The sequence below is a fragment of the Paenibacillus cremeus genome (genome assembly GCF_007786445.1).
Lineage (GTDB): Bacteria > Bacillota > Bacilli > Paenibacillales > NBRC-103111 > Paenibacillus_G > Paenibacillus_G cremeus.
In genome coordinates, this window is record NZ_VNJI01000003.1 from 78,374 (window position 1) to 98,496 (window position 20,123).

Genomic DNA, 20,123 nt, shown 5'->3' on the forward strand with positions numbered 1-20,123 from the left:
TATGTATATCAAAGAAGTCGCTTCAAGCCTTTATCCTTGGGATTTGGCCGATGAGGGAGTAGCCACCTGCGTCGATAACGTGGTGGAGCACAGCTTGGTCAACAGTGTTTATTTGGTCGGGATTATGCATAAGGAAAAACGACCGCTCACCAATTTGTATTACACGCACAATCCGAAGCGGAAATTTTATTTGCCGGAAGACAGCCGCATCTATTACCGGATGGATGAGAAGAACTTCGCGAACACCCCGCTGAAGCCGCTTTATTCGCAGCGAGATTTTCTTCAAGGGAAGGATTGGCTGGATGAGCTCACAACCTATGGGCGAAAGCGCAATCTGAAAACGGGAGCGGAAATCTCTCATACCTTCTTTGACTGCGAGGTTGCGAAGAAGGAGTTCCCGGACGTGCTTCAAAAAAATATTCACGGTGATATCATCGAACGTCACTTCTGCTGCAACAACGACCACGTCAAGGAATATATGAAAGCGATCTTCTACGATACCGTCAAAAACCACGATGTCGACTTCGTTCAGACGTGCATGATGCTGTTTGCGATCGGGGAGCCCGTGAAGGCCCCATGGTTCATGGAAAACGATCCTGAGAACAAGGTTGGCGCCGTGCTTGGCGTATTGAAGGGTGGCTGCTTCTGCCATCACTGCAGAGAGAAAGCCATAAAGCTTGGCTACGACTGGGATAAGATCGTCAGCGATCTGAAGCAGCTTGAGCAGATGGTTTATGCGACAGCCTATAATAATCTCGACTCGGTTATGGACAATCACGTGCTGATGGGCAGTGACCTGCTGGAAACCGGTTTGCTGCTTGAGAATCCATCGTTGTACCAATTCTTGGAGTTCCGAATGAAGTCGATTGCGGCCTTGTTTAAGGAAATCCATGTGTCCGTCAAATCCGCCAATCCTAATGTCGATTTCCGCTACAACAATTATTTGAGATATCCTGAGCTGGCGGGGCTGGACTTCGCCGCCGTGAAGGATTATCTGGATTCCGTCCGGGACTCGGATTATTCGGAGCAGACGGGAGCTCTAGATAAGTTTAAGAGAAAACGCAACACGCTATTAAAGATTAGAAGGGGCATAGGCTACGATAAGCCATTGATCGCTGCCCTTGCACCAAGACCTAATGCGACACCTGAGCTGATTCGGGAGAGCATTAAAGTGCTCAGTACGCTAGGTGTTGATGGCCTCTCCTTAGGCCACTACGACGGGGCAACCTTTGAGCTGCTCGATGCGGTGAAGCAGGGCATGCTGGAGGCAGGCATAGAAATTCTTAGGTAAACGGCCACCATTCCACTTAGTCGCGTGTCCCGCCCGTTTGACCTTTCAGGCGGACGGGGCCGCTGCTGGGGCAGGAGGAAATCCATGTACACGGTGCTGCTCGTCGATGATGAGATTTGGTCCTTGGAAGGTCTACGTAAGCTGTTCCGCTGGGAGGAGCTAGGCTTCAGCATCGTCGGCGGAGCGACTGATGCAGCCGAAGCCTTCGAAATCATCTGTAAAGTGAAGCCAGATTTGATTGTTACGGACATCCGGATGCCCGAGATGTCGGGTATCGATTTGCTTTGTATGACAAGAAAACAGGGAATCGATAGCGAGTTTGTCATTGTCAGCGGCTATGCTGAATTCGAATATGCCAAGGAGGCCTTACGGCAAGGCGCTTTTGATTACCAGCTGAAGCCGATCGACCCCGAGGAAGCCAATACGATGCTCGGAAGACTCCGCCAGCAGCTGGATACCAAATACATACACCGTAGTAAACAGTTAAGGGAGCAGCTATTAGCAGAAGCATCTGATCCGCTAGGACTGCTTTCCGAAGAGCTGTCTAGAATGGACGGCGATTATTGGCAGGTGGTTTCGTATGCTTCGGAAGCGGTTATCGATCGCATTCAGCTAAACGCCAGGTTCTCCGAGATTCCCCATTTGCTGCTTCAATGGAGCCCGTTGACGGCGATGCTGATCGTGAACGGCGGTCCAGGGCTTTACGCGGGGGTAGGAGCTGTACTCGAACGTTCGGCATGGAGCGGCGATATTCGAATCGGGCTCAGCAGCGTTTCTGATCGTGCAGGTGATTTGTCGAGACTGATCAGAGAATCCGAAATGGCTGCAGCGAATCATTTCATCGATGGACGGCACACCATGATACAGTATCAGGAAAAGTCGAGCTCCAAGCTGGAGGGTGCGGTCCGAAAGCTGGAGAAATGGATTATGCTTCGGAACTATCCGGAATTCCGCATAGTAGTTCAAGGGTTGCCCGAGCTGTTTGTGAAAGAGGAGCTTGGAGTTTATCACGCTTTGTCCTTGTGGAACCAGGTTGTCTCAATAATGAAAAAAAGAACAGAGTGCAGCGAGCGACAATTGTGCCGCTTGGAATTTTTCGATTACGATCAGCTGCTGAGCCGCTTCGATAATTTGCAGGAGCTTTGTTATCACCTGAGTGAGCTAGTCGAAAAGATCCTCATAGATGCCAACGTCGGTGTTGAAAAGCAAGGAAGCTGCAACGAGAATTTTAAGGCGCTGCTGAACTATGTTAACTCCGCTTATGATGGCGATCTTTCGCTCAGCGAGCTGGCGGAGAAGTTCTATATCAATATGACGTATTGCAGCGAATTGTTCAAGAAGGTCACCGGCTATACCTTCAGCGATTACGTCACGAAGCTGCGCATGGAGAAGGCTGCGGAGATGATGGAATCCGGCCAGCATTCCATTGATGAAATCAGTCTGCGAACCGGCTACCACGACTATTACTATTTTAATAAAATTTTCAAAAAATTTTACGGCGTTACGCCTTCTCAATTCGCGGGACGGATCGCCAAAAATTCATGATGGGTGGGTGTGCCATGTATTGGAAGGAATTGACGACCGGGATATACCCGTGGGATATGCATGACGAAGGCATCGAGTCCATTCTGGATAATCTCCAGGAGCATGCCGGCAACAACGCTGCTTACATGCTGGCAATCATGCACCATGAGAAACGTCCGCTTCACGATAATTACTACCATCACAACCCTGTGCGCAAACGATACTTGGCGGAGGACAGCCGGAGCTACTTTAAGATTCACCCTGAGTCCTACAAGCATTCAAGGATCAAGCCGCTGCCGAGTGACCGTGAATTTCTTAAAGATGTAGACTGGCTTGATAAGTTTACGACTGCCTTAAGGAAACGGGGAATGGGCCCCGGTGCTGAAATCTCGCATACGCCGCTCGATTCGGTGAGAGGGGCGGGGGAGTTTGCTGACTGTATCCAACGCGACATTTACGGCAATCCTCCGGCACATGGGTACTTTACGAATCAACAGCTCTGCTGGACGAGTCCAGACGCACGCGCGTACATGTGTGCGATCGCGACAGACCTTGTGACCCACTACGACATCGATATGATTCAAACCTGCTCGTTCTTGACCAATCAAGGGCAGCTGCAGCTGCACCCTTTTCTGGGCGTAACCCTTGGCGGGTGCTTCTGCGCGAACTGCGAAAGAGAAGCTCGAAAAGCCGGGCTCGATTGGGATTTGATCCGCAGCACGGTCCGCCATTATGCGGATATCATGAAACGGGCCACCCTGCAAGCCAACGAAGACTGGCATTTGCTGAATCGTGGCAATTCTTCGGCGGTTATGTTCCTGATCGAGCATCCGGAGCTGTACGACTGGCTGACCTTCCGCTGCCAATCCATCACCAGATATTTCAAGGAGCTGTCGGAAGCCATTCATGCGGCGAATTCGAAGGTCGACTTCCGATTTAACACGTGCTGGCCTGAAGCCGAATTCATTGGTCAGAATTTGAAGGAGATCGGCAAGTATGTAGACTCCATCCGAATTATGGATTACGCCGAGCAGACAGGTGATGAAGAGAAGGTTCTGAATAAGGGCAAATGGCTGTCCAATGTAAGGAGACAAGTAGGAGAGGAGAAGGTGATCATCGACTCGATCGCCCCCCGTGCGAAAGCGACACCTGATCTGATCAGGAAAGGGATCCGCACAGTCGCCCTCGGCGGTGCCGACGGACTAGCTTACGGCTTCTATGACGGAGCAACGATTCAGCGGCTGAAAGCGATTCGAGAGGGTATGGATGAGTGCGAAATTCAGTTAAGGTATTATTCCAGCAGGGGATAGAGAATAAAAAAAAGCGGCAGTCCATGGACGTATGTCCTGGACTGTCGCTTTGCGTTTTTACTTCGCTAAGATCGGCTACCTTCACATTTTTCTACCGAATAAACCAAACCTTAGTAATCAAGTCATGTTCAACTTCATATATGGCCATTAAACTATTGGATTCTCCGGTTAGACCATTCGTTGCAATTTCCCAGTCAATGACCTTGTTTCCGACAATGGATCGATTGTTAATGTGGGCATGCATCTTTTTTTTGAAGGTTTCTGTGTACCGTTCGACTAGTGCTTGTTTACCGCTAAAAATGATCGTATTATCAGGGAAGTTATATGCTGTAATATCATCGGCATATGTACTTGCGAATCCTTCCATGTCCTGATTATTATAAAATTCAATTTGCTGCTGTACCACGTGTTCAATCGACATCACATTGGCTCCCTATTTATGGTGTTTTTATCATATTAGAATACTGTGTTTATTTTGTAAACTTTCGGGGGAGATTTAGCAGTATAGCTAGATAAACGATGTGATGCTAATATTATTGCATGGTCGATTTCTTATTTTCCATCATCAAGGCTCCTTTCAACAAGTTGAGGTGAAACGATTGCGTTCGATTGTATTAGGGATTTTTGCTTCGTTCTTTTTTGCCGTTACCTTTATTTTAAATCGAGCCATGTCATTAGCAGAAGGGAGTTGGATTTGGATTGCTTCCCTTCGATATCTATTCATGATTCCGTTTCTTTTGCTAATTGTCATCAGTCGAAAAAATTTAAGGCCGCTTTTGCAGGAAATGAGACTATATTGGGTGAAATGGATGATATGGAGTACAGTAGGGTTTGGATTGTTCTATGCCCCATTATGCTTTGCAGCTGCCTATAGTCCCGGTTGGCTGGTTGCGGGTACTTGGCAAATCACGATCATCTCGGGTTCGCTGCTGGTTCCCTTATTTTATGAAACCGTTCAAACCCCCTACGGGATGGTAAAAAGGAGAGGAACGATCCCATTCAAGGGACTTTCCATGTCTCTCATCATCCTGATGGGCATAGCGTTAATGCAAGTGGAGCAAGTCCATCACTTTTCGGTGAAAGAGTTTAGTTTCAGTCTATTCCCGGTCATTATTGCTTCGTTTGCTTATCCACTAGGGAATCGAAAAATGATGGAGCTATGTCAAGGCCGCTTAGATTCTTATCAACGCGTCTTGGGCATGACCCTTGCAAGTCTTCCATTCTGGCTGCTAATTTCCATCGTTGGTCTACTTACGGATGGACTTCCGAAAGTTGGACAGATGCAGCAGTCTTTCATCGTGGCCATTTCTTCAGGGGTTGTCGCTACCATCCTATTTTTTCGCGCTACCGATCTGGTTAAAGACAACATGCACAAGCTAGCGGCTGTGGAAGCAACCCAATCATTAGAAGTATTGTTTACTGTGGTGGGGGAATTAGTCCTGTTGGGGAGTCCAGCTCCCGCAGCATTATCTTGGATGGGCATGGTGCTTGTTATTATAGGTATGATTTTGCATAGTTATAGTTCACAGAAAAAAGCTCCAGTCAATGTAACGACAGCTTGATGTGATTCTGTAGAAGCAAGGGTTCTCAGTGTGAGCTGTGGGCCCTTTTTTTCATAGGCATTTTATTACCTCGTCCGAATTAGAATAATAACATAAAAAAACTTCAAGAGAGGGTGACCTAGCATTGAAGCCCAATGTGCTGCTGATTACGGTGGATGATATGAACTATGATTCTCCGGGGATGGCCGGCTGCTCTATTCCCGGTATCACGCCGAATATTGACCGGTTAGCTGCCGAGGGGATGCAATTTGTAAACAGCCACGTGACGATTGCGGTCTGTCAGCCGTCGCGATCGGTGCTCATGACCGGAAGGTATCCTCATCGCAATGGGGCGCTTGGCTTTGAGCCGATTGCGCAGGACGTAACGACCCTGCAGGAGCAGCTGCGTGCCGCCGGCTATTGGAATGGGATTATCGGGAAGGAAGACCATCTGGCTCCCTTGGAGAAATACTGCTGGGACTCCTGCATAAGTACGATGAACAAGACGAGCGGTTATGGGCGCGATCCGAAGGTTTACTACGAGCAGACGAAGTTCTCGGTGAGACAAGCTAAGGAAGCAGGCAAGCCTTTTTTTCTAATGGTCAACTCGCACGATCCGCATCGTCCGTTTGCCGGCAGCAGGGATGAATTGGCACGCTACGGACAGCATACGCCGGTTCGAAGAACGATTGCGCCGGAGGAAGTCGATCTGCCCGGTTTCCTGCCTGATCTGCCGAAGGTTCGCGAGGAGGTCGCCGAATATTTTACGTCAGTACACCGAGCGGACGAGACGGTGGGTGAAATTATGCGCGCGCTGAAGGAATCCGGGGAAGAGGACCATACGCTGGTCATGTTTCTGAGCGACAACGGAATGGCGTTTCCGTTTGCCAAAACGAACTGTTACTTGAACAGCACACGAACCCCCTGGGTGATTCGATGGCCCAACCACATACAACCGGGCAGAGTGGACAGCAAGCATTTTATTTCGGGTATCGATTATATGCCGACCGTGCTGGAGGCCGCAGGGCTGCCGCCTGTCGAGGGCATGGATGGCCGATCTTTCCTGCCGCTGCTCACGGAAAGCGCAGAGCAACCCGAACGGGATCATGTTTTTACGATGTTTAACCGGACCTCGGGGAATAAGGACTATCCGATGCGCTGCATGCAAAACGTGACCTTCGGCTATATTTGGAACGATTGGTCGGACCAGCAGACGGTATTCAAAAATGAGTCGCAGGATGGCTTGACGTTCAAAGCAATGGTCGAAGGAGCGAATGAGAATCTTGAAATTGCGCAGCGAGTGCAGCTGTTTTTGTACCGCGTGCGTGAGGAGCTTTATGATTTCTCAACGGACCCCGATGCGTTTCACAACCTGATCGACGAGCCGGGCTATGCAGACATTGCGAATGATTTACGCCGGCGTTTGTTCGAAGTGATGCAAGCCTCGGACGACCCGAGAACGGCAGCTTTTAAGCGAGAGGTTGGTTTCTAACCGCAGAAGGCGGGTAACCCATCTGACGCTTAAACACCCGAAAGAAATAAGAGGAATCGTAAAAACCGAGATATTCCGCTATTTCGCCATGGGTCATACGAGTGTGGTGCAGCAGCTCGTGCGCCTTGGATATACGCAATTGGAGCATGAATTCGAGAGGGGTCATCCCGGTCGTTTCTTTAAACAGAGCAATCACATAATTCGGCGATCGGTCGATAATGGCGGCGAGCTCCTCCAGCTTAATGGCTGTGCGGTAATGCTGCACGATATATTCCTTCAATCGGTCGGACAATCTTACCTTGACCGGAGAAATATGTCTAGTGGTTACATCACGCTGAACGTAGCTTAGGATTTCCAGAAAAATTCCACTGGCTAAAATCTCATAGTATGGCTGCTTTTCAGCCCAGTGCTGGTATAGAGTTGAATATCGCTGCTTCAAATACTCAAAATTGGAGCATTTAATGATTTGATTTCTATGCTGGGTCAAAAATGGAAGCCGTTCATGAACGGACTCGTCAGCCTGAAAAATTACGGCATATTTCTGGTGCAGAAGATCCGGAGCATTGCTGGCCGCACGCAAGGTACCGGCAGGAATATACACGATGTCGGCTTTCTCCGGAAATAATGAAGTGCAGTTCAGCGAATAACGGAGACGTCCGTTCGTGACGAGCACCAGGATATGATATTGTACATGGACGGGAGCATTGCTCCAATTCGGATTCTGATCGTCCCAGTGCACGGATTGAATATCAATGATAACGGATGCCAACTCCTAAATATCAGAGTGAAATGATACCAAAATCATAACATAGTACATAGGCGGTGCGATACAGAGTATCTATAATGAAAAGGAAGGACATGACAGAGCTTCGCAGGCTTTTCACTAATATATCCAGCCAAGGAGAGTTGATATGAGGATACTGCTATTGGATTTGGATTCCACCCGCCCGGACCACTTGGGATGCTACGGCTATCATCGCAACACCTCCCCAAACATTGACAAAATCGCGCGCGAGGGCATTCGGTTCACGAATTACTATACTTCAGACGCTCCTTGCTTTCCGTCTAGAACGGCCCTGATGACTGGACGGTTCGGCATACATAACGGAGTGGTCGGACATGGGGGCACTGCAGCCGATGTTCGTCATGAAGGCATCGACCGTAAGTTCAAGGATACCCTCGCCCGTGAGAGCCTGCCTTCGCTGTTCCGTTCGGCCGGCATGCGTACTGCACTGATCAGTCCATTCGGCGAGCGTCATTCCGCCTGGACGTTCTATGCGGGATTCAATGAAATACATAATACCGGCAAGAGCGGCATGGAGTCTGCCGAGGAAGTGACTCCGACGGTGCTGGATTGGGTGCGACGCAATGCAGCGGACGATAACTGGTTCCTTTACGTGAATTATTGGGACCCGCATACCCCATACCGTGCTCCACTGGAAGCTGGCCATCCGTTTGAGCAGGAGCCGCTGCCGGAATGGATTACTGATGACGTTTTGGAACATCACATCAAAAAGGTAGGACCGCACAGCGCCAGCGAAATTAACATGTACGACAGCAACACGAATCCGAAATACCCGCGACATCCGGGAGAAATTACCGACCGCGCTTCGCTACGGCGCATGATTGATGGATATGACACCGGAATTAAGTTTATGGACGATAACGTCGGCATGATATTCCAAGCGCTGGAGCAGCAAGGGGTGATGGAGGATCTGATCGTCATTATCACGGCGGACCATGGGGAGAACCAAGGGGAATTAGGCATCTATGGTGAGCATGGAACGGCGGATCAAGGCACCTGCCGGATTCCTATGATCATTCGTTGGCCGGGTAAAACGAGTGGCACCGTAGATGAAGGATTCCATTACCATCTGGACCTGAACCCTACGCTCGCCGAAATGCTAGGCAAGGAGCCGATGCCGAGCTGGGACGGAGAAAGCTATGCAAACGCGATCACAGGCGATACGAGTGCTGCGGACAGCAGACCGTTTTTGGTCATCTCCCAGTGCGCCCATGTGTGCCAACGGAGCGTCCGTTTTGGAGATTATTTATACATCCGCACGTATCACGATGGGTACCACTTGTTCAACAAAGAGATGCTGTATAACCTGAAAGAGGACCCGCATGAGCAGGTGGACTTGGCGCAGGACAAACCGGAGCTATGCAAGGAAGCCGTTTATTTATTGAACGAGTGGCACGATGACATGATGAGCACCATGAAGCACGATGTAGACCCGCTGTGGACCGTCATGAAGGAAGGAGGCCCCTTCCATGCCAAAGGCTTTCTTCCACGCTATGTGGAACGGCTCGAGCAAACCGGCAGAGGTGCGGCCGTGCCTGAGCTCAAGCGACGCCATCCCCAGGAATTTGCTTAAGTTAGCTTAGCTTGGAAAAATAGGTTGAATGTGGATCGGGTGGCCGTGCGGTACTGCACTACACTCGATCTTCTTTTCATATATGGAGGAGTGAAGCTAAGAATGAAGCGGCCTAATATTGTCTTAATTTATACAGACCAGCAGCGATGGGATGCTCTTGGAGTGAATGGGAATACAGAAATCATTACCCCCAATTTGGATCGATTAGCTAAGCAAGGCGTCAATTTCAACCGCTATTTTGTAAACAATCCCCTCTGTATGCCGAGCCGAGTCAGTATGCTGACCGGACAATATCCGTCGACCCTCAAAATCACTCACATGGGAGTTCCTGTACCGGACTCTACTGTGACCGTAGCCCATATGCTCAAAAATTACGGCTATATTACCGCCAATATCGGCAAGCTGCATTTTCTTCCTCATGCGAATCGCGACCATCGGACCGTTCATCCCTGCTATGGCTTTGATCATCTCGAAATATCGGATGAGCCCGGCAGCTATGAAGATGCTTACCGTGCTTGGGTGCGGAGGAAGGCGCCCGAGGAGCTGGACAAGATCAGCCTTGGCTTACCCCCAGCTGCGGCGGTATGGCAGAAAACAATGGGCGTTCAGGACGGAATTGTACATCCCGTACGCGAACCGCGCCATGCGCAAGCTTTTGCCTCCAGAGACGATCTGACGCATTCCGCGTTTGTCAGCGAGCAGACGATCGAGTTCATCGAGCAGCATCAGAACGAGACGTTTATGTGTATAGCAGGATTTTACTCTCCACATGCGCCTTGGATTGTCCCGCAGACCTATTTGGACTTGTACGATCAGGAAAAGCTCAGCCTGCCGCAATACCCCGAGGATATCAATAGTAAGCGTACAGGGGAGCGATTTTCCGATGAGGAGCTTCGTTCCGTGAAGCACGGCTACTATGCGATGATTACGGAGGTTGATCATTATGTCGGAAAAATCATGGAGAAGCTGGAATCACTCGGCATTGCCGATAATACCTTAGTGGTATTTACTTCGGATCACGGCGAGTTTCTAGGCGAATACTTACGCTATGGCAAAGGCTACCCAGCACCGGATTGCGTCAGCCGAGTCCCGCTAATCATGTCCTGTCCTCAAGGCAGCAGCGCGCACGGTACGACGACTTCACAGCTGGTGGAAGGGGTAGATATTGTCCCTACCTTGCTGGAAGCGGCTGGTATTCCAATGCACCCACAGCTTCAAGGGCAATCGGTGTTCGGTGTGCTTAGCGGTCAGTCGGTGAAGGAGAAAGCGTGCGTCATAACGGAATTCCACCAATGGAAAAGCATTCGTACCGATCGTTTCCGTTACATCGCGGAGGTCAGCGGCAAGGAGAGTCTGTTTGATTTGGAGCGCAGTGCGCTGGAATACGAGAACCTGGCCGAGGAGGCTGAGTATCAAGAGGTGATCGCCGAGATGCGCGGATTGCTGTTGAAGAAGCTTTTGCAGATCGAAGCGCCATTGCCGAGAGACTGGGCTTACTAGCTCCAAGTTAACTCCAAGCCTACGCTGCTTAGAATAGGGGGAATCCGGGTGTATCAAGTGCTAATAGCCGAAGATGAAGTATGGATCCGCAGTGCGCTTACCGAAATGATTGAGCGCTTGGACGCCCCCTTTACGGTGGTTGCCGGAGCTGCGAACGGTGAAGAAGCCTGGCGGCTGCTGAATGTATACTGGCCTAATATTGTAATCACGGACATCATGATGCCGGAGAAGGACGGCTTGTGGCTGGTCGAGCAAATTTACGACGGCCAGCTGCCGGTCGTCAGCTTAGTGCTAAGCGGCTATGACAATTTCCAATATGCCAGGCAGGCGATGCGGTATGGTGTAACGGAGTATATGCTGAAGCCGGTGGACGAAGAGGAGCTGCTGGGTGCTTTAAACCGGTCCCTGAAAAAGCTTGAGGGGCTCGCGGACGCCCATGGGCGCGTGGTGCTGCTCCAGCGGTTTCTGGATCGTCTCCCCGAGCTGGACCAGCAGACCTTGATGCGGGAACAAAGCGAGCTGCTGGAGCAGTTAAATGCTAAGACGGCTCACCCGGCGGTCGGGAGAAGTCTCATCCGGATGCTGTCCGTCAAGTGGAACGCGCTGCTGCAGGAGATGGATCCGCAGTTTGTACGAATTCCGTTCCCATGCGAATGCACGGACGAGAAGATCCATCAGCATACCAAAGAGCTTGCTGAGCATTGGATTCGAAGCTCCTCCCGGCATTTGGATTCAGCGGTCAAAGCATCGATCAAAAAAGCAAGCGATTATTTGCAAAAGCATTTCAAAGACGAGGTCTCGCTTTCCGTCGTGGCTGGGCATGTCCATATGAGCGTCTCTTATTTCAGCATGATCTTTAAAAAAACGTCGGGCGTGTCCTTTGTTCAATATATCAATCAGCTGCGGTTGAATGAAGCGAAGTCGCTGCTGCTAAATCCAGAGCTGAAAATTTACGAGGTCGCGGAGCTGTCAGGCTTCGTGTCCTTGCCTTATTTTAACCGGACCTTTAAACAGATGGAGGGATTATCGCCGGGGGATTATCGGAAACGGATGGGGATTTGGACATGAGATGGCTGCAGCAGGCGTCGATCAAACAAAAGACGGTGGTGGCGTTTCTGAGCGTCACTTTGCTTGCTGTGCTTCTCATTACGGCCTTTACACAATATTCGTATGGTAAAGAAGTGGAAAAAGACTTTTTCCGCATTTCACACGAAGCGGCGTCCAGACTGAACTATCATATGGATTATTATTTTAGCCAGCTGGAGCAATCGACCGTTTCGCTCATCCAGAGCGATCAAGTTCAGGATTGGCTAGTTCACCCGGACAACCCCGATCTGGAGACGGAAAATGAGCTGAGCAAGGCGCTGCGCAAATATTTGGGAATGAACCACCAGGAAATCGTAGATATGTTTCTTGTGGCCAGCAACGGCTATGTGATCGCAGGCAATGGAGCAACAAGAGGAAGCTCCGCTTATGTGAAAGAGCCATGGTACGCGCTCGCCGATGACGGTTCCGCTGCCGTACTGCCTTCGCATCAAGCCTTTTATCCCCAGAGCGGGAGAGGGATCGTGCTTTCCTTGGTGATTCCCATCTACAGCAAAGACAATCTAGCCTTGATCGGACGAGTCATCGTCGACATTACGCTGAAGGAAATCGCGCGTACGTTCGCCAATTCCGGGCTGGCCGACCATGGCGCTTATTTCATAGTGGACGGGAGCCGGCTGGTGATCTATCATCCGAACTTGCAATGGATTGGTTTGCAACAGGACCAAACGGGACTGGCAGGCTTGGATCTTACGGAGCTGGGGAGGACTAGCGTTCAGAATTGGCAGGGCAGCAAGCAGCTGATTGCCGTAGTGAAATCACAAAGCACCGGGTGGTATATCGTAGCACAAGTTCCTTTTGATGAGATGGCGGGCGGTCTGCTGGCAGCTCGCCGATCTTCCATGATGGCCCTTACGGTCATTATTCTTGTCATTTTTCTTACGGTGCCTCTGCTGTCCAATCGGCTGGTCGAGCCCATCAAGCGGCTGAAGCGCAGCATGGAGCTGGTCGCTCAAGGACGATTGGAGGTTCGTGCGCCCATTCTCCCCGGATCGGATGAGTTTCAGCATTTGAACCGGAGCTTCAATCAGATGGTGGAGCGGCTGAACGAGCTGATGGACGACGTGGCCGAGCTCAAGCTGCGGGAAGCGCGGCATGTGCTGCTGCAGAAGGACGCTTTCATCCGGGCGCTGCAAAATCAGATCAATCCGCACCTATTGTATAATTCCCTCGATATTATCCGGAGTATGGCTTACTTGGAGAAGAAGGACGCAGTTATTGTCATGGCTAAAAGCTTAGCGGAGGTCTACAGATATACTGCGAGAATGGATCGGAAGGAGGTCGCCCTGAGGGAGGAGCTGGAGGTGCTTAAGAAATATTTGAACATTGTGCATATCCGGTTTCCGAAGCACTTTCAGAGCACGATTACCGTCCATGAAAAATATCTCGAGCATGCCATCGTCAAGCTGACCCTGCAGCCGATTGTTGAGAATGCGGTTAAATACGCGGTGGAGCCCAAAGCCGGAAAAGCGGCGATTATCATAAGCGCCTATGAGGAAGGAACCGACCTGTGCATCGAAATTGCCGATAACGGACCCGGTATTCCTCCCGAGCGTTTGGATGAATTGCAGAAGAAGCTGGAGGCGCTAACCCTTCGAACCAGTGAAAATTACGCGGAGCAGGAGTCTCTAGGGATCGCCAATGTTCACGCGCGCCTTGTCCTGCAGTATGGAGTACCCTACGGCTTAAGTGTCGTTTCCTTCCCAGGCAGAGGGACGGTCATTACCATTCGCCTTCCTCAGCAAGAGATAAAATTTGGTCAACAAATCGATAATTTGGTTAAGGAATCGGGTTGGAGCCGAATGCTATACTGAAAGAAAGCGTTATCAGATCATAGCCAATCGATGACAGGGGGATGATGGGGTTGTCCAAATATGTACAAGGGACGTTGGCAGCCATTCTAATGGCAGGCATGTTAGCGGGCTGTTCCAGCAGCAGTGACAAGCAGCCTGACAAGCAGCCGAGTGCATCAGGTACGGGGCCTGCAAGCGGGAATACTACGGCGGCGGCAGACGGCATGAAAGACAAGCTGAAAATAACGATGATGACCACTAGCTACGTCGGAGGAGGCTGGCCGGAGAAGCATCCGATCCTGGACAAAATCAACGAGAAGTTCAATGTCGATTTACAAATGCTGTGGGTGCCCTCGGATAACTATGTGGAAAAGCTGAATGCAATTGCCGCATCGAATGATTTCCCCGATGCCTTCACGGTCAATACGGATCAATTCAAGAAGTGGCGGGATAAAGGGATTTTTCTAGATGTGAAACCGTTGCTTGGCAGCTATCCTAATTTAACGAAGTATATTTCGGAAGCCGACTATAAATTGCTTAATCCGAAGGATAAGTATTTAGGGGTACCTTACTATTCGATCGAAACCCGGGACGCGCTGGTCATTCGCAAGGATTGGCTGGATAAGCTCGGGCTGAAGGTGCCGACAACCTTGGATGAGCTCTATGAAACGGCCAAGGCATTCACCCAAAAGGATCCGGACGGAAACGGCCAGAACGATACCGTTGGCTTGTCGCTTAACATTACTCCCTCTTTTGATATGCAGGATATTGACTATGCCTCCTATGCCTTCGGTTTGCCGAATCAATGGAAGAACGACGGCGGCAAGCTCGTCCCGTCGCTTGGCATGGCTAAGGAGTGGAAGGATTTTGTCGGATTTTTGAGAAAGGCTTATGCGGAAGGCGTGCTGGATAAAGATTTTGCCGTCAATAAAAACAGAGATCCTCTCAATAAATTTGAGGCAGGCAAGCTCGGGATTTCGTATATTAACCCCAATGAATTTCACTCCAATACGATGGCCACACTGCTCAAGACGAATCCAAAAGCTGAGGTCATCCAGATCGAGCCCCCGAAAGGTCCGACCGGCATTCAGGGCTCAAAGACATTTACGAGCGGTTCAACCAAAATCGCCATTAACGCGAAAATCGACAAGAAAAAGCAGGAGCGCATTCTCAAGGTCCTGGATTATATGCTATCCGATGAAGGCGATCTCCTAACGAAGAACGGAATCGAAGGTGTGCATTATAAAAAAGAGGGGGATAAATATACGAAGCTGGATGCCTTCGATAAAGACCGTCCTTCCTTGCTCTCCATGTGGCTTATCCGCAGAAACGATCCGCTGATTCAAGTGCGAAAGTGGGATGATCAGAAAAAGGTCGCAGAAATCAGCTCCTTCTACAAGCTCAATGATAAATTCCCGATCCGCAACCCTGGAGCCGGACTGGATTCCGAGACCGATGTGAAGCAAGGAACCAACCTTAAGCAGAAATTTATGGATGGCATGGTCAAGATTGTGGCTGGCAAAGACCCGCTCGATAACGTGGATAAGGTCGTAGCCGACTGGAAATCCGGCGGGGGAGACAAGATTACGGCCGAAGTGAATGCGGAATTCGCTAAGTTGAAATAAGCTGTGGGCCTCTCTGCAAAGAGGGGCCTGATTCATCCTTTCCCATTATTAGTTGAAAAGGAGACCCTGCGGATGAAAGTGAATCGCAACCCTTCCGCTTCCGTTGCAGCAGGCCATACGGAACGGCTTCCCCAGCGGATCGCGAGCCAGAACAAAAAACTTTGGATGCGCGGTATTCCGCTCTACGCCATGATCCTGCCGGGCTTGCTGTTCTTCCTCGTGTTTAAATACGTACCCATGGCCGGCATCGTCGTTGCCTTTCAAGACTATGATCCGTTTCTTGGTTTTGCCGACAGCCCCTGGGTGGGAGTGGATCATTTTGTCCGTCTGTTCACCGATCCGGATTTCTGGATGCTGCTTCGAAATACGTTGGTGTTGAGTGCTTTGAATTTGTTTCTGTTCTTTCCGGCACCGATCCTGCTGGCCGTCCTGCTCAATGAAGTACGCAGAGCCTGGTTTCGCAAGGTGGTTCAGACGCTGGTTTATATGCCGCATTTCTTATCCTGGGTTGTGGTGGTCGGCTTGACCGTGCTGTTATTTGCCACCCAAGACGGGGGAATTAATAATCTGCTGGCGACGTGGGGGTATAATCGGATCGAGCTGATGACGGATCCTTCGTACTTTCGCATGCTCTATACCGCGCAGAACATCTGGAAAGAAGCCGGGTGGAACGCGATTATTTTCCTTGCGGCGCTGGCCTCGATCGACCCTACGCTGTATGAGGCGGCCGTGGCGGATGGAGCGGGACGCTGGAGACAGATGTGGCATATTACACTGCCGGCGCTGCGTTCGACGATTGTCGTTTTGTTCATTTTGCGGCTGGGGCATGTAATGGATATTGGCTTTGAGCATATTTTTCTGATGCAAAATTCACTCAATCGGGAAGTGGGCGATGTGTTCGATACGTACGTGTACCGGACTGGGGTGCTTCAAGGGGAGTTCAGCTACACGACGGCTGTAGGATTATTTAAGTCGGTCATCGGTCTGGTGCTGATTGTTCTGTTCAATCGCGTATCCAAAAAAATCGGCGAAGAGGGAGTGTACTAAAGTTGATCAAGACCCGTCGCTTCGATTCCCGCGGGCACGCCCCCGGCTTTGGCTTCATGGTTCATTTGATGCTGTGCGTGATCCTGCTGATGGTGGCTCTGCCGTTCATTTATGTCGTATTCAGCTCCTTTGCAAGCAAGCAAGAAATATTGACCCGGGGCTTTTTTTTACTGCCTAAGGTATGGGTGATTGATGCTTATGGCTATTTACTAAGCAATGCGAACTTTTTATCGGCCTTCCGCAACGCGGTCCATATTACGGTGGCGGGAACGTTCATTAACATGTCGATGACCTGCTTGATGGCTTACGGGCTTAGTAAAACCTGGCTAAAAGGACGGCGTGTGCTCAACTTTCTGGTTCTGTTTACGATGATATTCGGGGGCGGGCTGATTCCGACCTATCTGGTCGTCAAAGGGCTGCATTTGCTCAACAGCTACTGGGCGCTTTTCTTGACTGCGGCGATCGCTCCGTTCAATCTGATTGTGATGCGCAGTTTTTTTCAGAATATTCCGGGGGAGCTGGAGGAAGCGGCCCGCATCGATGGCTGCAGTGAGCTGGGGCTGTTTCTGCGGATTGTGCTTCCGCTCTCCATGCCTGCGGTAGCTACGTTCACTTTGTTTTATGCAGTCCAAAACTGGAATACGTACTTTAATGCCATTCTTTATTTGAATGACTCCGCCAGATGGCCGCTGCAGGTGTTTCTACGCCAGATGCTGATTCAAGCCGTGATGAGCATGGAGCGCGAAGCGGGCGATTTCGAATTCGGCCCGGCCGTCAAGATGGCCGCGGTTGTCTTGACTGCACTGCCGCTGCTGGTCATCTATCCATTCCTGCAAAAATATTTTAATCAAGGTATGCTGCTGGGCTCGGTCAAAGGATAGACGGCTGCCCATGGCGATTGAAACGGAGGATTACAGATGGCGGGAACCAAAAATATCATTTTGCTCATGACCGATCAGCTCCGGCTGGATTACGTCAGCTTTCACGGAAAGGGCAAGCTGCATACGCCGAATATTGACCGAATCGCCGAAGGGGTGGGCTTTACCCGCTGCGTCAGCGTCAACCCGATCTGCACGCCGGCTCGCTGCGCGCTTTTGACAGGCAAATACACGCATCAGATCGGCATGCTGTCGATGTCAGGCGATCTGAGCTTGCAGCATCCCACCTATGCGCAAGCCTTGCAGAAGGCGGGGTATTACACGGCGGGCATCGGCAAGTTTCATTGGCTGCAGGGCTGGCCGTTTAGCACGAAGCGCGGGCAAGGGCATGATCTGGTGGGGTTAAAAGAAGAAATCCGCCGCTATGGCTTCGATACGGTATGGGAGGTCGCGGGGAAGCAGCTGGCTCAAAAAAACTACTGCGACTATTGCCATTACTTAGCGGACAAAGGCCTTCTGGAGCACTACCGCGACTTTGTTCAAGCCTACGGCAAAAACGAAAAAATGGCCGAAAAGCAGCAGTTTATTGGCAAGCCTTCACCGCTGCCGGAAGAGGATTATGTAGATATCGTCATCGGAGACCACATTGTCAAGCAGATTGAGTCGCGTCCTGCGGACCGTCCGTTCTTTATTTTCGGCTCGTTCGTTTCGCCTCATCCGCCCTATGATCCGCCGCAGTCTTATTTAGACCGCGTGGCTTATGAGGAGACGGATGATTTTATCCCAGACGGACCGCAAATGTTGAGTCATGAGGCTAAGCAGCGCCTGTACAGCTTGCGGCAAGCCTATAAAGCGATGATATTGCTCATCGATGATCAGATCGGAAGGATTCTAGCCAAGCTGGAGGAGGAGCAGCTTCTGGACGATACCGTGATCTTGTTCACCTCGGATCATGGGGAAATGATGGGGGATCATATGCGAGTAGCCAAGCAGCTGCCGTATTGGCAATCCGCCACCGTCCCTACGGCCATCCGTCATCCGGACTACTTGCAAGGCCAAGTGACGGATACACCAGTGGAGCTCATCGATCTGACCGCAACCATCTTAGATATCGCGGGGCTGGATCCGAAGCAGGCGCTTAGCAAAGCTTGGCCAGCCTATCACAGCGTTGTTCCAGCGCGGTCGCTGCTGCCGATTATGACCGGAGAGCAAGAGCGGATTCGCCCTTATGCTTTTTCGGAATCGGACGGTCCCGGCGGGCGCTGGCAAATGGTTCAGAACGAAGCCTGCAAATACGTTCGCTATTTGAACTATGAGTGGAGTGAAGGGGGAGAAGGCAGCGGTCCGGTGGAGCTGTTCTTCGATCTGGTAACCGATCCCCAGGAGGAAACCAATCGAATCGGGGATCCAGACTATGCGGCGGAGATCGCCCGCTGCCGTTCGTACCGCGAATATATTCTGGATACGACGCCTCCGGCACAGCAGCGCTGGGCGCCGGTGTTGGATCCTACGCAGACGTTGTAATAAGAAAGGGAGATCAACGTGACCTTTAAAATTTGCACTATTGGATGCGGTTCCTTAGCTTCCCGAGTCCACGGGCCCTCGTACCGTAAATACGCCCAGGATTATTCGGACACCATGCTTGCAGCCTGCTGCGACCTGGACGCCAAGAAGGCTCAAGCATTCCAGGAGAAGTTCGGCTTTCACAAGCATTATACCGATTTCAAAGAAATGCTGCGGGCGGAGCAGCCTGATGCGGTATGCCTGGTCGTGCCCGAGCCGCTTACGGCCGCGATGTCGGTGCAGGTCATGGAACTGGGCTTCCCGCTGATGATGGAAAAGCCCCCGGGTTTAAGCCGCGAAGAGGCGATCAGCATGATCGACGCCTCCGATCGGTACAGCGTTCCACATCAGGTTGCCCTCAACCGCTGGCATGTGCCCATCGCATTGGAGGCGAAGGTCTTAATCCGCTCACAAGTTGCTAAGGAAGACATTCACTTCATCCGCTACGATTTCTCACGGCTTCACCGGGTGGAGCATGATTTCGAAACGACGGCCATACACGGGATCAGCGGTGCGGCCTTTTGGGCCGATTCTCCTTACCGTTACGTCCGGTTTCACTATCAGGAGCTGCCTCATCTCGGCGACAAGGTATCGAATATTTTCATGCACTGTGAATTCGAATCCGGCGCGGTGGCGCACATCAACTTCACACCGGTCTCAGGCATTTCGATTGAGAGGGCAACCGTTCAAGCTTTGGGACATACCTTTTTCATGGAATTGCCGATTTGGTCTGCCTACGACCACCCGGGACGGCTTGTTCACGTACATGGCGGAGAGGTGAAGCTGGACCGCTCCGGGGAGGAAATTTCCGGAAGCGAGGAGCTATTCATTACCAATGGATTTTATGCGGAAAATGAATCCTTCTTTAACGACATTCGGGGCGGACGCAAACCGCAGTGCGACACACGGGCCGCGCTGCAATTCGTCGAGCTTGCCGACTGCATTCGGTTAAGAAAAACTGAATACGTGCGGGGAGACTACCAGTAGCAGCAGCTTGTTTGCTTTTAGTGCGGGGAATGGGGTTGCGTGGTAAAATATAGTAATTCGAGCATGCGAAAAATATTCTTGATTCGAGGT

At 50.8% G+C, this 20,123-nt stretch carries 16 protein-coding genes; 14 read left to right on the forward strand and 2 right to left on the reverse strand.

Annotated features, from left to right (window positions below; translation table 11 throughout):
* Position 1: 1 nt before the first annotated feature.
* The 3 genes from FPZ49_RS03445 (at position 2) to FPZ49_RS03455 (ending at position 4,125) form a co-directional block, all read left to right on the forward strand.
* Complete coding sequence (locus FPZ49_RS03445; protein ID WP_144843212.1) at positions 2–1,291, forward strand: hypothetical protein; 1,290 nt, start codon at positions 2–4, stop codon at positions 1,289–1,291.
* Positions 1,292–1,375: 84 nt separating this feature from the next.
* Positions 1,376–2,836: a response regulator transcription factor gene (locus FPZ49_RS03450; protein ID WP_144843215.1), complete on the forward strand. Its 1,461-nt coding sequence runs from the start codon at positions 1,376–1,378 to the stop codon at positions 2,834–2,836.
* Between the two features lie 14 nt (positions 2,837–2,850).
* A complete protein-coding gene (locus FPZ49_RS03455) occupies positions 2,851–4,125 on the forward strand; it encodes a hypothetical protein (protein ID WP_144843218.1) in 1,275 nt (424 codons plus the stop codon).
* A gap of 91 nt (positions 4,126–4,216) precedes the next feature.
* Here FPZ49_RS03455 and FPZ49_RS03460 read toward each other — a convergent pair whose 3' ends face one another.
* The gene (locus FPZ49_RS03460) at positions 4,217–4,546 is read right to left on the reverse strand and encodes a nuclear transport factor 2 family protein (protein ID WP_144843221.1); all 330 of its coding nucleotides are present in this window, start codon (positions 4,544–4,546) and stop codon (positions 4,217–4,219) included.
* 178 nt (positions 4,547–4,724) lie between these two features.
* Here FPZ49_RS03460 and FPZ49_RS03465 point away from each other — a divergent pair, with 178 nt between their 5' ends.
* Positions 4,725–5,687: a DMT family transporter gene (locus FPZ49_RS03465; protein WP_144843224.1), complete on the forward strand. Its 963-nt coding sequence runs from the start codon at positions 4,725–4,727 to the stop codon at positions 5,685–5,687.
* Positions 5,688–5,811: 124 nt separating this feature from the next.
* Positions 5,812–7,158 carry a sulfatase family protein gene (locus FPZ49_RS03470; protein WP_144843227.1) on the forward strand — a complete coding sequence of 449 codons (1,347 nt, stop codon included), beginning with the start codon at positions 5,812–5,814 and terminating at the stop codon, positions 7,156–7,158.
* On the opposite strand, the gene FPZ49_RS03475 is transcribed toward FPZ49_RS03470, so the two are convergent.
* Complete coding sequence (locus FPZ49_RS03475) at positions 7,136–7,927, reverse strand: helix-turn-helix domain-containing protein (RefSeq protein WP_144843230.1); 792 nt, start codon at positions 7,925–7,927, stop codon at positions 7,136–7,138. The two genes, FPZ49_RS03470 and FPZ49_RS03475, sit on opposite strands and share 23 nt — an antisense overlap.
* Positions 7,928–8,069: 142 nt before the next feature.
* Here FPZ49_RS03475 and FPZ49_RS03480 point away from each other — a divergent pair, with 142 nt between their 5' ends.
* From FPZ49_RS03480 to FPZ49_RS03520, 9 genes are all read left to right on the forward strand, one after another.
* A complete protein-coding gene (locus tag FPZ49_RS03480) occupies positions 8,070–9,536 on the forward strand; it encodes a sulfatase family protein (RefSeq protein WP_144843232.1) in 1,467 nt (488 codons plus the stop codon).
* A gap of 102 nt (positions 9,537–9,638) precedes the next feature.
* Positions 9,639–11,036, forward strand: coding sequence for a sulfatase family protein (locus tag FPZ49_RS03485; protein ID WP_144843235.1), 1,398 nt, complete (start codon positions 9,639–9,641; stop codon positions 11,034–11,036).
* A 48-nt stretch (positions 11,037–11,084) separates the two neighbouring features.
* The gene (locus FPZ49_RS03490) at positions 11,085–12,104 is read left to right on the forward strand and encodes a response regulator (protein WP_144843238.1); all 1,020 of its coding nucleotides are present in this window, start codon (positions 11,085–11,087) and stop codon (positions 12,102–12,104) included.
* Positions 12,101–13,954: a cache domain-containing sensor histidine kinase gene (locus FPZ49_RS03495; protein ID WP_144843241.1), complete on the forward strand. Its 1,854-nt coding sequence runs from the start codon at positions 12,101–12,103 to the stop codon at positions 13,952–13,954. The genes FPZ49_RS03490 and FPZ49_RS03495 overlap by 4 nt, the downstream gene beginning before the upstream one ends.
* 50 nt (positions 13,955–14,004) lie before the next feature.
* Positions 14,005–15,558 carry an extracellular solute-binding protein gene (locus FPZ49_RS03500; protein ID WP_186445584.1) on the forward strand — a complete coding sequence of 518 codons (1,554 nt, stop codon included), beginning with the start codon at positions 14,005–14,007 and terminating at the stop codon, positions 15,556–15,558.
* 72 nt (positions 15,559–15,630) lie between these two features.
* Positions 15,631–16,605 (forward strand): ABC transporter permease, encoded by a 975-nt coding sequence (locus tag FPZ49_RS03505; protein WP_222429855.1) that lies wholly within the window; start codon positions 15,631–15,633, stop codon positions 16,603–16,605.
* Positions 16,606–16,661: 56 nt separating this feature from the next.
* The gene (locus tag FPZ49_RS03510; protein ID WP_144843652.1) at positions 16,662–17,486 is read left to right on the forward strand and encodes a carbohydrate ABC transporter permease; all 825 of its coding nucleotides are present in this window, start codon (positions 16,662–16,664) and stop codon (positions 17,484–17,486) included.
* Positions 17,487–17,522: 36 nt separating this feature from the next.
* Positions 17,523–19,007 (forward strand): sulfatase family protein, encoded by a 1,485-nt coding sequence (locus FPZ49_RS03515; protein WP_144843247.1) that lies wholly within the window; start codon positions 17,523–17,525, stop codon positions 19,005–19,007.
* 18 nt (positions 19,008–19,025) lie between these two features.
* Positions 19,026–20,033 (forward strand): Gfo/Idh/MocA family protein, encoded by a 1,008-nt coding sequence (locus FPZ49_RS03520; protein WP_186445585.1) that lies wholly within the window; start codon positions 19,026–19,028, stop codon positions 20,031–20,033.
* The last annotated feature ends 90 nt before the right edge of the window (positions 20,034–20,123 follow it).

Excerpts from the sequence above, each read along its gene's own strand:
- FPZ49_RS03445 (WP_144843212.1), top strand. The coding sequence starts at position 2 with ATGTATATCAAAGAAGTCGCTTCAAGCCTTTATCCTTGGGATTTGGCC.
- FPZ49_RS03450 (WP_144843215.1), top strand. The coding sequence starts at position 1,376 with ATGTACACGGTGCTGCTCGTCGATGATGAGATTTGGTCCTTGGAAGGT.
- FPZ49_RS03455 (WP_144843218.1), top strand. The coding sequence starts at position 2,851 with ATGTATTGGAAGGAATTGACGACCGGGATATACCCGTGGGATATGCAT.
- FPZ49_RS03460 (WP_144843221.1), bottom strand. The coding sequence starts at position 4,546 with ATGTCGATTGAACACGTGGTACAGCAGCAAATTGAATTTTATAATAAT.
- FPZ49_RS03480 (WP_144843232.1), top strand. The coding sequence starts at position 8,070 with ATGAGGATACTGCTATTGGATTTGGATTCCACCCGCCCGGACCACTTG.
- FPZ49_RS03485 (WP_144843235.1), top strand. The coding sequence starts at position 9,639 with ATGAAGCGGCCTAATATTGTCTTAATTTATACAGACCAGCAGCGATGG.
- FPZ49_RS03495 (WP_144843241.1), top strand. The coding sequence starts at position 12,101 with ATGAGATGGCTGCAGCAGGCGTCGATCAAACAAAAGACGGTGGTGGCG.
- FPZ49_RS03505 (WP_222429855.1), top strand. The coding sequence starts at position 15,631 with ATGAAAGTGAATCGCAACCCTTCCGCTTCCGTTGCAGCAGGCCATACG.
- FPZ49_RS03510 (WP_144843652.1), top strand. The coding sequence starts at position 16,662 with ATGGTTCATTTGATGCTGTGCGTGATCCTGCTGATGGTGGCTCTGCCG.
- FPZ49_RS03515 (WP_144843247.1), top strand. The coding sequence starts at position 17,523 with ATGGCGGGAACCAAAAATATCATTTTGCTCATGACCGATCAGCTCCGG.